Below are 14,641 nucleotides of genomic sequence, written 5' to 3'. Positions count from 1 at the left end.
AATGATATACATTGTTATCCCTGTTTTTAACCGAAAACATTTTACAAAAGAATGCCTGCTCTCCCTTAAGCGTGGTACCAACCAAAAGTATAAAGTAATTGTGGTGGACGATGGCTCTACCGACGGCACCGCCGACATGCTGCGCGAGGAATTCCCGGAAGTTGAGGTACTCTTTGGAGACGGCAACCTCTTCTGGACTGCCAGCGTGAACATGGGCATCAAGCATGCCCTGCAGGCCGGGGCTGAGTATGTGATGACGCTCAACAACGACCTGGAGGTAGCCGAGGACTACATTGAGAACACCTATAATAGGATGGCTGAGAAGCCAAACGCTATACTTGGTGCCCTGGAGATGGATGCCGGCACCCGCGAGCCAGCCTTTGGTGGCGAGATTGTAGACTTTAAGCTGAACAAGGTGCGTTACCTGCTTCAGGAGCTGCCCAAGGAGCAGCAGGTAGGCCTGCACGCCGTGTCGCAGTTGCCGGGCCGTGGCTTGTTGATTCCGCGTGCTGTGTTTGAGAAAATCGGCCTGCTGGACCAGGAAAGATTTCCGCACTACGTGGCCGACTACGACTTTACCCACACAGCCTTGCGCAACGGCTTTGAGCTGTATGTGAACTACGATGCCAAGCTTTATACGTACCCGGAGGAAAGCGGCGAGCGCCAGAACCGCCAGAGCAAATCGCTGCAGAACTTTTACAAGCACCTGTTTGATATCAAGGGTGGCGGCAACCTGCGCGACTTCACCCGCTTTACTTTGAAGAACTGCCCGCCACCTTATATTCCATACTATCTGGCAAACGGTTATGCCCGCCGCATTTTCGGGTATATGCTGAAGTAGATGACGGAATTCGAAAGTATAACAGCCACTTCCCACCGCCGCAGCTATATGCTGCAGGCAAGCAGGAAGTGGCTGTTTGCTGTTGCTGCTGTGCTGCTCATTGCCCTAGCGCTAGGCAGCCTGACGCGCAGTTTATACTTCTCACCCAAAGCTGCCTCCCCTTCCTACCAGGGCCCGCTTATTATTACGAAAGGCGGCACGTACAGCGGCCACTGGGAATCCAGAGACTCGGAGGTGCCTGCGGTGGAGGTGCGTACAAAGGAGCCGGTTATCATTGAGAATTCTAAAATCCGGGGCGCCGGTTTCCTGATCCGCAGCAAGGGCTATGGCGCCGACATCACCGTTAGGAACACGGTAGGCTACGGTCTCCCGCCTACCCCGACGAGCAATTACGCCAAGCCTCGCCGCTTTCTGGCAGTGGATGTGTTCCGGAATGTAGTGGTGGAGAATTGCTATATAGAGAACACAGCGGGCATTTACCTGGGCGTGGAGTATACCGGCGATGGAAGCCCAAACCAGAGTATAAAAATCCGCTACAACAAGGCCCGCAACATTACCGGCGAAGTATACCAGGGGCTGGAGCGCGTGCAGTTTGTGCAGTTTAACTACCGCGGGCAGGTACCGGGTGCCGAGATTGCCTGGAATGAGGTTATTAATTATCCGGAAGCCTCTGCCGTGGAGGATAACATCAACATCTACAACTCCAGGGGAACGCCCCAGTCCCCTATCCGCATTCATAACAACTACATACAGGGGGCCTTCCCCTACCCGCTTCACCTAACCAAGTATACGGGCGGCGGTATCATCACCGACTCCCCGGGCACCGACTCGCTGGAGGCCACCGCCTATGTAAAAGTATACGAGAACCAGTTGGTGGGCCTGGGCAACTATTGTTTAGGCATTGCTGGCGGCAACCACATCGAGATGCACCACAACCGCGCCGTGGTGGCGGCAGCGTTCCCCGATGGAAAGCCCTACCACTTCTGGACCAGCGGCATCTGGGCCAAGGACTACTATAAGATGGGCAACACCTTTAACAACAGCATGCACCACAACACACTGGCTGTGATGGGCAAGAACCGCACCTGGCGCAACGAGGTGTTTGATAGCACCTTTGCCGCCGCCGCCGAGTACGCCAACCACATCCTCCCCGATAGTATAACTAAGACAATGGAGGATGAAGAGTATAGGCTGTGGCAACGAAAACTGCAGCAAAACAGCGTGAAGATAGGCCCACAGCAGGCCTTATAACACAGGCCAAATCCACAACCTGTGGAATCCACTACCCCTCCCATTTCAATCTAATCGCACTTTTTAGAAGGCCGACTCTAAATGTGTGGAATCTTTCTACACAATAAAATACAAATTTACAGAGGTACCTAATCAGTAATATAGCTATATATCTCTCGCTACATGTTTATATTACTATTCCGCTATTGCCCCACCTGCCACTCTTCGCAAAAAAACATTTAATATTTGCTATACCCATTGATTAACAGCACAATATAGCATATTAATATTTAAAGAAGTTATATATTAGTGTAACCTACGCTATAGAGCTGATTATCAGCTTTATAATGAATTTAAATCCTTATAAAAGGCTTCAAAACGTATAACTTTTTTAAGTATTATGTATTTTTTTATTAATTTTTCAAGGACCCTGTATGATTTATAATTTTTTCTACTCTATATTTGCAACAGTTCAACAATTATAATTTTAGCCACTTAACACCACAGTCTTACTACGGGGGATTACAAAGAAAAATCTTATTAACAGTGCATTAGCCAAAGGACACTGTAAGATTTTTAAAGGAAACAAAACATTAAAAAATCTAATTTTCAACTTTTAGCCAAAGGAAATGAACACAAAAACCTCTACCCTGAGCAGAAGGGCAAGTAGGGCAATTATGGCCCAGCTCTTCGCCTACATTTTGTTCGTGCTTCTTCCTTCCACAGTACATGCACAAACTTACAGCGGCCCTATCGTCATCACGAAAGGCGGAACTTACAAAGGAAACTGGGAGTCCCGAGACTCGAATGTTGCCGCTGTGGAAATCAAAACCAGCGAACCGGTTATTATCGAGCACTCCAACATTCGTGGTGCCGGTTACCTGATCAAGAGCTGGGGTTACGCCACAAACCTTACCGTTCGCCACTCGAATGGCTATGGCCTGCCACAGACCCCATACAGCGGCAGCAAAAAGCCACGCCGTTTCGTTACCGTGAACAACTTTAAAAATGTGGTGGTGGAAAACAACTACATGGAGAGCACAGCAGGTATTTACCTGGGTACGCGCTACGAAGGCGATAACTCTTCATCTCAAGGGGTTAGAATCCGCTACAACATTGCCAAAAACATTGATGGCCGTGTGTACGGCGGCGACAGAGAGCACTCCCAGTTCGTGCAGTTTAACTTCAAGGGCGCTATCCGCCACGCTGAAATTGCCTGGAACCAGGTAATCAACGAGGCAGACAAGTCGCTGGTGGAGGATAACATCAACATGTACAACTCCCGCGGTATGTCAGGCTCGCCTATCAAGATCCACAACAACTACATACAGGGGGCTTATCCGATAGCTGCCAGTGGTAAGCAGTACTCCGGTGGCGGTATCATCACTGACGGTGACGGCGACATCAACAACTGCCCTGCCTACATCGAGGCGCATGACAACCACCTGGTGGGCCTAGGCAACTACTCTATGGGTATCGCCGGCGGCAACAACATCCGCTACCACCACAACAGAGCTGTAAACGCAGCCACCTTCGACAACGGCTCAAGGTATAACATGTATACTTCCGGCTACTGGAGTAAGGACTACTACAGAAAGAACACCACTTTTGCGAACTCTGTGGATAACAACGTGATGGGCATCGTGGCGTGGGGTTACACCAACAACCGTAACGACATTTCTGTAGCGGAGAACGCTGACTTCAAAAACAACACTGCCCTTCCGAATCCTATCACGAAGCAGACCGAGAAGGATGAGTATAACCTATGGCAAGGCAAACTGTCTAAGAACGGCATCAAGCTTGGCCCGAACGGCACTGGCGGCTCTGCCCCTGCCAACCAGGATCCAAGTGTAAGCATCACTTCCCCTATCGCTAACGCTTCTGTTACGCAAGGTGGTGCTATCATTATCGAGGCAAATGCCACAGACGCTGATGGTTCTGTTACCAAAGTAGAGTTTTACCAGGGTGCCGTGAAGCTAGGTGAGGACACCAGCGCACCGTTTACCTATACCTGGAACAATGCCCCAACCGGTGCTTACTCCCTTACAGCCAAGGCGTATGACAATGCCGGTGCTTCCAAGACATCTTCTGCCGTGAACATCAACGTGGTAGCCAGTCCATCCACACCAACTGAGGATCCCCTGGCACAGCAACCGTCAGATGGCACGACATCCGGTACTGGAAAGATCACACATGAGTTCTGGGCCAATGTGCACGGAGCAGGCATAAGCGTAATTCCGGTTAGCACCTCTCCTACCAGCACCAACACGCTGTCGCTTTTCGAAGCGCCAGGCGGAAAAGGCAACAACTATGGACAGCGTATCCGTGGCTACGTGACGGCTCCTGAAAGCGGCCAGTATACCTTCTGGATTGCCGGCGACGACCAGGCTGAACTGTACCTGAGCACCTCAGAGGATGCCGGCAGCAAGAAGAAAATCGCCTACACCACCAGCTGGACCAACCCACGTGAGTGGAGCAAGTATGGCTCACAGAAATCAGCACAGGTTACACTGCAGGCCGGAAAGCGTTACTACATTGAGGCCCTGAGCAAGCAAGAGGGCGGCGGCGATAACCTGGCTGTAGCCTGGCAACTGCCGAGCGGCGCCAAAGAAATGCCAATTGCCGGTAGCAGGCTTTCTGAGATGGGAAGCACAGCCCCTGCTCCAGCAGAGCAAAACATCACGCCAATCGTGGCTACAGGTAAAATCATCCTGGAGAAATGGACAGGCGTACACGGCTCAAACGTAAGCGTGATTCCGGTGAATGACAAGCCAGCCAGCACACTGGAACTAACCAAGTTCGAGGCGCCATCTAACTCAGGCGACAACTACGGTCAGCGTATCCGTGGCTACGTGACGGCTCCTGAAAGCGGCCAGTATACCTTATGGATTGCTGCCGACGACAAAGCCGACCTGTACCTGAGCACTTCAGAAGATCCGGCTAAGAAGCAGCGAATTGCCTATGCCAGCGACTGGACAAACTCTCGTGAGTGGAACAAGCGTACCGGACAGCAGTCTGCTAAAATCACACTCGAAGCCGGCAAGCGCTACTACATTGAGGCCCTGCACATGGAAGGCGGCGGTGGCGACAACCTGGCCGTGGCCTGGCAATTGCCGAGCGGCGCCAAAGAGATGCCAATTGAAGGCAAGCACCTGTCACCATTCGGTGATGAACTGACCGGCATCTCTGCCATGAAAGTATCTGAAATTGCTGACTCAGAGCCTTTCTTCGCCCAGACTACTGCTTACCCTAACCCATTTGCCGATGTGGTAACCCTTGACTTCGGAGACAGAGAAGGCGTTGAACTGGCAGAGGTTACTGTACTGGACCAAACCGGGCGCGTAGTTTACAAAGAATCTAAACTTGAGTTGACCAATAACAGGCTATCGCTTAACCTGGTTGACCTGAAAAGAGGCATGTATATTCTGAAATACACAGATAAGTCTGGTAAGTCTGACAGCATCAAGCTTGTAAAAGAATAAAAAATCACAACTTTTAGCCCAAAGGAAAGGGGCCTGCTGATTGGCAGGCCCCTTTTTATTTACCGCACCACCAACCTGCGGCTCACAATCCGTTTGTCCGTTATCACCGTCAGCACATAAATCCCCGCCCTGTAGTCCGTGGTGATAGGCACCAGTACTTCCAATTGGCCAAAGCTATTGGCTTGCAACTGTTGCTGCAGGAGTACCTTACCCCGCAGGTCCGACACGGTAAACTGCACCTGCTCGTCGGCTGAGAGGCCAAACACGCTGGCCGTTACGTCGCCTACATCCACTGGATTTGGGTATACCTTGAAGGAGACAGAGCGCAGACTCTTGTTCTCTACCTGTATGATATTGGAGTAAGTATACTTGCCATCCTGCTTCACAATTTTCAGGCGATAGTACCCAATGCCGGAAAGCGGATCAACATCCGTGAAAGGATAGGCAATCGGAGTATTGCTGTTTCCTGCGGCCTTTACCTCACCCAACTTCTCGAAAGTTTCCAAATCAGGGGCACGCTCTACTTCGAAGTGAGAAAGCCCAGCCTCGGCAACTGTCTCCCATGTCAGCTGCACCACGCCTCCCACATATTCCCCCTCAAAGCGCACCAGCTCCGTGATGGCATCGTACACATCCTCATACCGCTGTTTCACCTCGGCCGCAGAGAGGGCTCGGCCAAAAAGCTTCACCTCATCTAAAATGCCTTTGTAATGATACCCGCTGCCGTCGTTGAGGTAGCCGATGTTGACCGGCGATCGGCTGGCAAAGCTGTTAGTATACCTGAATGTCTGGCTCGCCACCCGTTCCCCATCCACGTACAGCTCTGTGAGCCCCGATTTCCCGTCACGCACCGCCACCAGTTGGTGCCACTGATCATCATTTAAACCGGGGCCGCTGCCATGTTCCACTTTTGGCCCTGCCCATTCGAGGTCGAGCAGGGTAAAAATGGCGCGTCCCTCCCTGTCCAGTCCCAGCCACCAGTGCGCTTCTGAGTCTTTGGCATCGCGGCCAATGAGTACGCGGTTGCCGGAGGAACTGGCTGCGCTGCGCATCCAAAGCTCTATACTGAAACTCTCGTCGGGTGCCCAGTTAAAATTTTCGCAGGCTGTTACATCCAGCCCATCGTCTTCGCCGTCAAATTCCTGCCCACCGGATATCACCCCGGTGACTGGCTTCGGCATCCTGTTATCCGCGCCAGCGGCATGGCTTGGGGTATAGTAGTCGTGGTAGGTGGGCCCGCGCATCTCGTGCAGCATCCAGTGGTGCAGCATCCCGGACGTCTCCCCTGATGCCCGCTTTACGGTAACAGTAAAGTCCTGCCTGTCGGAACCGGCGGCGTTGCTGGCTGTAACGCCTACCTTAAAGCTGCCCGCAGCGCTGGGCACCCACTTGATTTCGCCTGTAGTGGCGTTGATGCTCATACCGGCCGGCCCCTCGGCAAGGGCAAACGTTGGCCTGGCATTTCCCACAGCCTGCACCTCATACTTATACTGCTGCTCCGCCACCCCATGGGTAACTGCCTCCGACATGATAACCGGCTTTACCTGCTGCGGTCCGCAGTAATTGCCCGCGCCATTGTTATAGCGAGCCCGAACCTCATTCTCCGTCAGGTTGCGGTTATACACCATGATCTCATCCAGCAGGCCATTGTAGGCATACCCGTTGTTGAGGTCCAGGAAGCCGATGTTTACCGGGGAGCCGCTCTCAAAGTTGTAGGTATAATCATACTGGAAGTTGCCCACCGTATAGCCATCCACATAGAGCTTGTTCAGGCGCAGGCGGCCGTCTCGCACCACCACAATATGGTGCCACTTGTTGTCATTTATCTTGATGTCTTTCCCGACCAGGCTGAAGCCTCCCTGGGTGCGGTTGGGGTTGTTGTCGAAAAGGTCGAACTGCGGGTTGCCCTCCGTGTTCATGCCAAGCCACCAGATCATGTTTGAGTCTTTGGCATCGCGGCCGATGAACACCTGGTTATCGGAGGAGGTACCGGAGGCTTTCATCCAAAGCTCAATGGTAAAGCTGCTGTTGGGCCCCCACTCAAAATGCTCCAGCCCCCGGATAGTGATGCCCGGGCTACGTCCTTTGAAGGCCTGTGCTCCGTTGAAAAGCCCTGTTTCCGGTGAGGGGCAGGTGGAGCAGGAGGCCGTAGCCTCAGAAACATAGTCCTGGTAGGTGCCGGCAGCCGTTTCATCAAAGCCAAAGTAATGCACAAGGCCGTCCGGGCAATTCTGCTGTGCCTGGGCAGCAGCGCCTGCCAGCCACTGCAAAAGCAAGGCTATCAACAGAAAACGAGTAAACTGCGCTACGCCCTTCCGGCGTATTGACGCTGCTATAAAGTATGTCATGAAGTATATACTTATTGGATATCCGCCGCTAAACCCGCAGCAGACCTGTGCAATAATTTACATGAGGCCGATAGCACCATTCCTTCAGGGCCAGGAACTGCTTCTCTACTAATCTTACTATCAGGACGTCACTTAAGCATAGTACGCCAATTATATAGCTAAGTTTAGTATAGTATTGCTGAGCTTCTGCATTTTAGCATTATTCACAGGTGAGGGGCCTTTAGGAGGGTTTACTTGTGCAACATTACCATATAGTTAGCCGCGAGGATTTGCGTCCGTTGCCGTTGCTCTGCCCGGCAGGATTGAGGTAAAAGCTGAGGGTCACTTCGTTAGTGGATTTATCTATGGCCCTGGCGTCCTGGGTAGGTGTTTCGTAAGTATAACCGATGCCCAGCTGGTTCAGCCGCAGCCCCGCCCCTAAGGTGTAAGCCATCTCGTGGCGGTAGCCGCCGCCTACCCAGAAAAGGTTGTTGTAGATGGCCTTCACCTGCCCCTCGGTCACCGATTTCTGCTGGCTGTCGTGCTGGTAAATGCCGCTCAGGGAAATACCCACCAGGTCGGTTATACTTTGGCGGAACCCCACCTGGGCCACATGCCGACGTTTGTATAAATCACCCAACAGCTCATTCCCGCTGGAGGCAACTTTCCCCTCCGTCACATCCAATAGCGCGTAGCCAACATAGAAGTGCTGCCCCGTCAGCGATAACCCGAGGTTGATGTCTGCCCGGCCGCTGCGGTTCTCACTGCCCAGCACATCGGCAAAGCGGGGGTCGTTTACCTGGTCCACCGTCAGGCTGTTGCCATCGAGGCGATAGAACGTGTAGCTCAGGCCGGTGCCCCAGCGCAGGCTCAGGCGCTCCGACAGCTGCACACCGGCACCGTAGCTCAGCACGGCTTGTGTCTCTTTGGTCGGCCCGAACTGGTCGTGGAAAAGTATAAGCCCAAGCCCGTGCCTGGCGCCGGTTGGGCCTGCTTGCTCCCGCCCCTGCGGCCGTGCAGCAAAGGGTCTGCTTGGTCCCTGCGCGTCCTGCAAATCCAGCTCCCCGGAGGCCAGCATGGTCTTGGGGGCATCCTTAAAGCCCGTCCACTGGTTGCGGTAAGCCGCCCGCAGCACGGTGCCTTCGTGGCCGGTGAGGGCTGGGTTATAATAGTGTCTGAATTGTGAGAAGTTTGCCAGTTGCCTGCGGTTCTGCGCCTGCACCGCGCCGGCCAGCATCGTCAGGCAGAGGCAAAGTATAAATCTGTTCATCTACTTTAATTAAGTACGGTTAGCACTCCTCGCTCTACCAGGTTAATGTCCTTTATCTGAATGATGTAGAAGTAGGACCCGGCCGTTACGCGGCCATCCTTGCCCTTGCCATCCCAACCTTTTTCCGGGTCAGTCGTCTCGAAAAGCAGCGTGCCGGAACGGTCGAACACCTGCACCTGCACCTGGTTGTAGTAACGAAGCTCAGGCACCAGCCACAGGTCGTTGATGTTGTCTCCGTCCGGGGAGAAGGCGTTGACGAGTTTTATACTTCCATCAGTATTATAAAGTGATTTGGTGAGGGTAAACTGCTGCTCAAACGTGTTGTTGTATGGATCGGTGCTGCGCACGCGGATGCTGAAAACGGATTTCCCCGAAAGGCCCCGGTTTGTCTTCAGAAACAGCCCGTCCTCGCGCAGCTCGAAAAGCGGATTATCCGCATCGCCCTGGCCTTTCACCAACGAATAAGTAAAGGCGTTGTCGTCCGGGTCGGTGGTGGAGAATGTGCCGATTTGCTCGTCGGGGCTAAGGTCTGGCCTGAACTTGTCGGCGCTCAGGCTGATGGCGGTTGGGGGTTGGTTTGGTTCCAACGTCACAATCACCCGGGCAGTCAGGTTTTTGCTGTTGCTGGTGTTCTCCTTCAGCTCCAGCTGACCAAGTATAAGGTAGCTGCCGGGAATGGCGCTATTGTAATCAGCAGGGTTCCAGGTAACTTTCAGCTTTTCGTTGCTGCCGAACGTATACCGCACCTCCACCTCCTGCGGCAACCCGATTTCCTCAAAGCCTGTTTTAAACTTTACTGTTTTATCAGCCGGGTTGATGACCGCTGTGATGTCCTTGGTTAACTTTTCTACCTGCGCGCTTATCTCCTCTCCCCGGTTTCCGGCGGCATCCACCAAGTATAAAGTGGCGGTTAGCAAACCGTCGGACAGGCCGCTCAGGTTCAGGTTATCAATCGTAAAGCTTTGCGAGGCCACGGCGCCAGTGCCAGTTAGCGGTGCGCCGCCTTTGTTGCTGCTGATGCTGTAGAAGTACGTAGCACCCGGCTCCGCGCTCGCAACCTGCAGCCCTACCCGCTCCTGGTTTGTTATGTCCACCAGCTCGGTGCTAAACGCTAAAGTATAACCCGCAGGGGCAGCGGCATCATAGGTGATGCGCAGCACTTCTGAGGCTGTGTTAGGGTTACCAGCCAGGTCGGTCACCTTGCCGGCGGCCAGGCTAATGCGCACTTCCCCATCCGCCTCAGGCACTACGGTGGCCGTGTACGTTGCTTTGCTGGACTCCTTAAAATCCTGCAGCTTGCCGTTGGTTATACTTAAGCCTGAAGCGCGGAGGCCATACACCTCTTCCGTGAAAGCTATACTTATAGGGAAAGAAGTATTCACAGGTGACTCCTGCTCCGTTTTGATTGCTACTTCCGGGGCGGTCAGGTCTATCGTTACCGCAAGCTCCTTGCTTTTCGGACTTGTGTTTCCGGCAGCATCCGTCGCAGTGGCAACAAAAGTATACTTCCCCTCCCGCAGCGACGTCTTCTCGTGGCTATACTCCCAGGTGCCGTCTTCCTTCACGACAGCTGTACCCAACTTATTCTCTTGCTGCCACACAGCTGCCACAGCACCCGGCTCGGCGCGGCCAAAAAATCTGAGCGTATTATCCGAAGTGATTTGGTCGTCGTCCGCCGGGCCACGGTCTTCCGTAATGCCGGCCATGGCGGGGGCTTCCGGGGCTTTGGTGTCTACTTCCCAGGAGTAGGTAGCCGGGCTTTGGTCTTTGTTGCCGGCCGCATCAATCGCCCTAACCGACAAAGTATGACTGCCCTCCGACAGGTTCTGCACAGTATACTTACTCTCTGCCGCTGCGTAGGATCCGCCATCCAGGCTTACTTCATAGGTTACGTTTTCCTCGCTGCTACTGAAGCTGAAGCTAGCCTCCTTGCTATTGCTCATCTTGTCCGGACCCGAGGCAATCGTGGTTTCAGGGGCTTTGGTATCGATGGTGAAGCTTCGGGCGCTGCTAGCCTTACTGGTATTGCCGGCGGCATCGGTGGCGGTGGCGGTTAGTTGCTTTGCGCCTTCGGATAGGGCATTGGCAGGTGCCAGGCTCCATTTGCCATCTGCAGCGGCTATACTCTCACCGATTTTCGTGGTGCCAAAGTATAAAGCGACTGTGCTGCCAGCCTCTGCTGTTCCGTTAAAGGTTGGCTTGTTTGTGTTCAGGAAACTGCCCTGCGCCGGGGCGGCAACCACCGGGGCATCAGGGGCTTTGGTGTCTATCACCCAAGTATAAGCAGCAGGGCTGGCGTCAATGTTTCCGGCAGCGTCCACGGCCCTTACCCGGATGGTGTGCTCCCCATCTGCCAGGTTTGCCAAGGTATACGGATTGGGCACGGTCGTAAAGTCTCTCCCATCCATACTTACCTGGTAGCTTACGCCGCTCTCGTTGCTGCTGAACCTGAACTCGGCACTGCTGCTGTTGGATAGTTCTTTTGGTTTGGCGGCAATCTCTGTCTCTGGTGCGGTCGTGTCAACAGGCTTTAATGCTCTGTTCAGCAGCGGGTCCAGCACCTTAAACCAAACCGGGGCCATTTTATCAAAGCCCCGCTGGGAGGGGTGAAACCGGTCGGCCATGTCACCGCCATCGGAGGCAAACTGGTAGATGAGGCCTGCATCAGCCATGTCCACCAACTCCAGCCGGTCGCCGGCCTTTATACGGGCTTTCACCAGGGCCTCCAGTTTATCGTTGTATCGCTCGATGATGTCATTTTTCGTGTTCTCAGGCCCCCGGTAGCAATCGGTTGGGGTACACACCGTCAGCAGGATCCGGGATACAATCACGGTTACTTCCTTGCCGGAGCGCTGCTCATACTTATCCACCTCATCAAGTATCTGCGCCAGGTCATCCACAGAGCGCTGCGAGTTATCCACGCCGTCGTTGCTGATCTCGTTGGTGCCGCTGTGCAGCAGGATAACATCGGGTTTGTAATAGTCCAGGTAATTTTCGGTGTGATCCAGGCCAAAGCGCTCGCCATCGTACCAGCGGTCGTACCAGCCGTTCTGGATGATGGTCACCAGGTCCTCGTTGCGGCTGCCGCCAAAGCCGGCATGGTCAATGTCCTTTACCAGGTTGCCACCGTGGCGCTCGCTGCCCACATAGTCGAACTTTATACTTGCCCCGTTCAGCAGTTGCTCCAGCTTAGCCCTGTAAGAGGCACGGGCTCCCACCGGATCGCTGGGCACGCCGCCTTCCGTGTTGGAGTCGCCGAGCGGCATGATTCTGTACACATGGTTCTGCGGGAGCGTAGTGGCACTGGCTACGTTGCTATAGGGGGTGGCCCCGCTGCCGGTGGCCTTGATGCGGTAATGCGCCTGCTGGCTATAGTATAGCTCTGTGTCTCTGAATGTAAGCTCCGAGGCGGCAAGTGTCTTAACAGGCACAAAGGCTCCCTCCGGACCTGCTAAAGAGCGCTCCAGCACATAGCCTGTGGCTCCTGCCACTGCTGTCCATTTCAGGGTGATGGCGCCCGCAAGGGAAGGCTTGGCCTCCAAAGCCGGGGCGGACAGAGCTGTTAATTTAGCAGGAGTGGCCGCAGCAGAAAAGTATAAAATCGTCAAGAAAACAAGAGGCAGCAGCCTAACGTGCAGCTGTTTGAGGTAAAAGTATAAGGGCATAGAGCGGGTATACTGTTTAGGCCTTTTTTGATGATGCCCTATATAACGGGCATCCTATACCTTGGTTGCCGTTTACCCTATATTCCCTGATAAAAGTACATTTTGAAATTACCCCATCTATGAACACTCACGCGCGGAGGCCGTAAAAAGTGGCTTTCCAAGCTGTTGCGAAACCTAAGCATGGTAATATCAAAGTATTAAAAAAAATATATCCAAAATAGGACAACCTTTTAGTGCAACTTCTATATAATACCAGAAGAGGTTAACCCAACGCCTCGCATTATCCGACTCCCGTGCCAGTGCATATAGACCCTGATGCTACCTGAGACGAACACCCTGAGAAACTGGAGAACGTATGCTTTTCAACTCTACTGAATTTTTCATATTTTTCCCGGTAGTAGTTACCCTGTACTTCCTGACGCCTTTTAACCGCCGTTGGCTTATCCTGCTGCTTGCCAGCTACTACTTTTACATGGCCTGGAAGCCGGCATATGCCCTTATACTTGTCTTCTCTACCCTGATAGACTACTTCTGCGGCCAGATGATGGGCCGCCACGAAGAAAAGGACAAACGCAAGCCGTGGCTGTGGCTGAGCCTGATATCCAACCTCAGCATCCTGGGCTTATTCAAATACTACAACTTCTTTAACGAGAGCGCCCGCGACATTGCCCATGCCCTGAACATGGCCTACGCCATGCCTGCCTTTGAGCTGCTGCTGCCCATGGGCATCTCCTTCTATACTTTCCAGACGATGAGCTATAGTATAGACGTGTACAACGGGCGCATCAAGCCGGAGCGGCACCTGGGCATCTTCGCGCTGTTCGTCACCTTTTTCCCGCAGCTGGTGGCGGGCCCCATCGAGCGGGCCGGCAACCTGCTGGGGCAACTGCGCCAGTACCACGAGTTCAGCTACCCGCGCGTGGTGGCCGGCCTGCGCCGCATGGCCTGGGGCTTCTTTAAAAAGCTAGTGATTGCCGATAACCTGGCCCTGATGGTGAACCAGGTATACAACAACCCGACCGAGTACGATGGCGTCTCCCACATCATCGCCACCGTGTTCTTCGCCTTCCAGATTTACTGCGACTTCTCGGGCTACTCTGATATCGCCATCGGGGCGGCACAGGTCATGGGTATCAAGCTGATGGAAAACTTCCGCAGCCCATACTTTGCCAAAACCATCCCCGAGTTCTGGAGCCGCTGGCACATCTCGCTCTCCACCTGGTTCCGCGATTACCTCTACATCCCGCTGGGGGGCAACCGCGTGGTGAAGTGGCGCTGGTACTATAACCTGTTTATCGTGTTTATGGTGAGCGGCCTGTGGCACGGCGCCAGCTGGACCTTTGTAGTATGGGGAGCCCTGCACGGTGTTTACCAGGTATTTGGGATGATGACAAAGGAGAAGCGCAACGCCCTGGTACAAAAGCTCGGGCTCAACAGCAACGCCCAAGTATATAAATGGGTACAGGTGCTCACCGTGTTCTTCCTGGTCTGCTTCAGCTGGATTTTCTTCCGGGCCAACAGCATCAGCGATGCCTTTTACATCGTGGGCCAGTGCGCTTCGATAGTCTCTAACCCACTGCAGCTCACTGCCCTCGACTGGAGTCACGACGTGTTTATGGACCAGGGCGTGAAGGTGTTTGCCGTGTCGGTGGTAGCCATAGCCATCATGGAGACCGTCCACCTTATTCAGCGCAACGGCAGCGTTTCCCAGCTTATCATGCGCCGCCCTGTTTGGGTGCGGTGGGGCCTGTACTATACAGCCATCGTTTTCATACTTCTCTTCGGGCAATTCGGGCACCAGGAGTTCATTTATTTTCAGTTTTAAG

At 53.6% G+C, this 14,641-nt stretch carries 7 protein-coding genes; 4 read left to right on the top strand and 3 right to left on the bottom strand.

The genetic code is table 11. From position 1 onward, the window contains the following. Position 1: 1 nt before the first annotated feature. The 3 genes from BM040_RS15375 to BM040_RS15365 all read left to right on the top strand — a co-directional run bounded on the left by BM040_RS15375 (position 2) and on the right by BM040_RS15365 (position 5,553). The gene (locus tag BM040_RS15375; protein ID WP_092103376.1) at positions 2–841 is read left to right on the top strand and encodes a glycosyltransferase family 2 protein; all 840 of its coding nucleotides are present in this window, start codon (positions 2–4) and stop codon (positions 839–841) included. After that, on the top strand, positions 842–2,092 hold the full coding sequence (locus BM040_RS15370; protein WP_245756242.1) for a right-handed parallel beta-helix repeat-containing protein: 1,251 nt from the start codon (positions 842–844) through the stop codon (positions 2,090–2,092). It abuts the gene before it with no gap. Positions 2,093–2,700: 608 nt separating this feature from the next. After that, entirely contained in the window at positions 2,701–5,553 is a 2,853-nt protein-coding gene (locus BM040_RS15365; RefSeq protein WP_092103374.1) for a PA14 domain-containing protein, read from the top strand. 59 nt (positions 5,554–5,612) lie between these two features. Here the strand turns inward: BM040_RS15365 and BM040_RS15360 are convergent, their stop codons facing one another. The 3 genes from BM040_RS15360 to BM040_RS15350 form a co-directional block, all read right to left on the bottom strand. Beyond that, on the bottom strand, positions 5,613–7,901 hold the full coding sequence (locus BM040_RS15360) for a LamG-like jellyroll fold domain-containing protein (protein WP_092103372.1): 2,289 nt from the start codon (positions 7,899–7,901) through the stop codon (positions 5,613–5,615). Between the two features lie 244 nt (positions 7,902–8,145). Beyond that, entirely contained in the window at positions 8,146–9,150 is a 1,005-nt protein-coding gene (locus BM040_RS15355) for a PorP/SprF family type IX secretion system membrane protein (RefSeq protein ID WP_092103370.1), read from the bottom strand. Between the two features lie 5 nt (positions 9,151–9,155). Continuing rightward, the gene (locus BM040_RS15350) at positions 9,156–12,815 is read right to left on the bottom strand and encodes an Ig-like domain-containing protein (protein ID WP_092103368.1); all 3,660 of its coding nucleotides are present in this window, start codon (positions 12,813–12,815) and stop codon (positions 9,156–9,158) included. A gap of 355 nt (positions 12,816–13,170) precedes the next feature. Between BM040_RS15350 and BM040_RS15345 the strand changes: the two genes are divergently transcribed. After that, positions 13,171–14,640, top strand: coding sequence for an MBOAT family O-acyltransferase (locus BM040_RS15345; protein ID WP_092103366.1), 1,470 nt, complete (start codon positions 13,171–13,173; stop codon positions 14,638–14,640). Position 14,641: the final 1 nt, after the last annotated feature.

Origin of the sequence: Pontibacter chinhatensis (assembly GCF_900113285.1) — a bacterium.
Classification (GTDB): domain Bacteria; phylum Bacteroidota; class Bacteroidia; order Cytophagales; family Hymenobacteraceae; genus Pontibacter; species Pontibacter chinhatensis.
The sequence above is the reverse complement of the archived record's forward strand: the minus strand, read 5'-3'. Positions and strand labels throughout refer to the sequence as shown.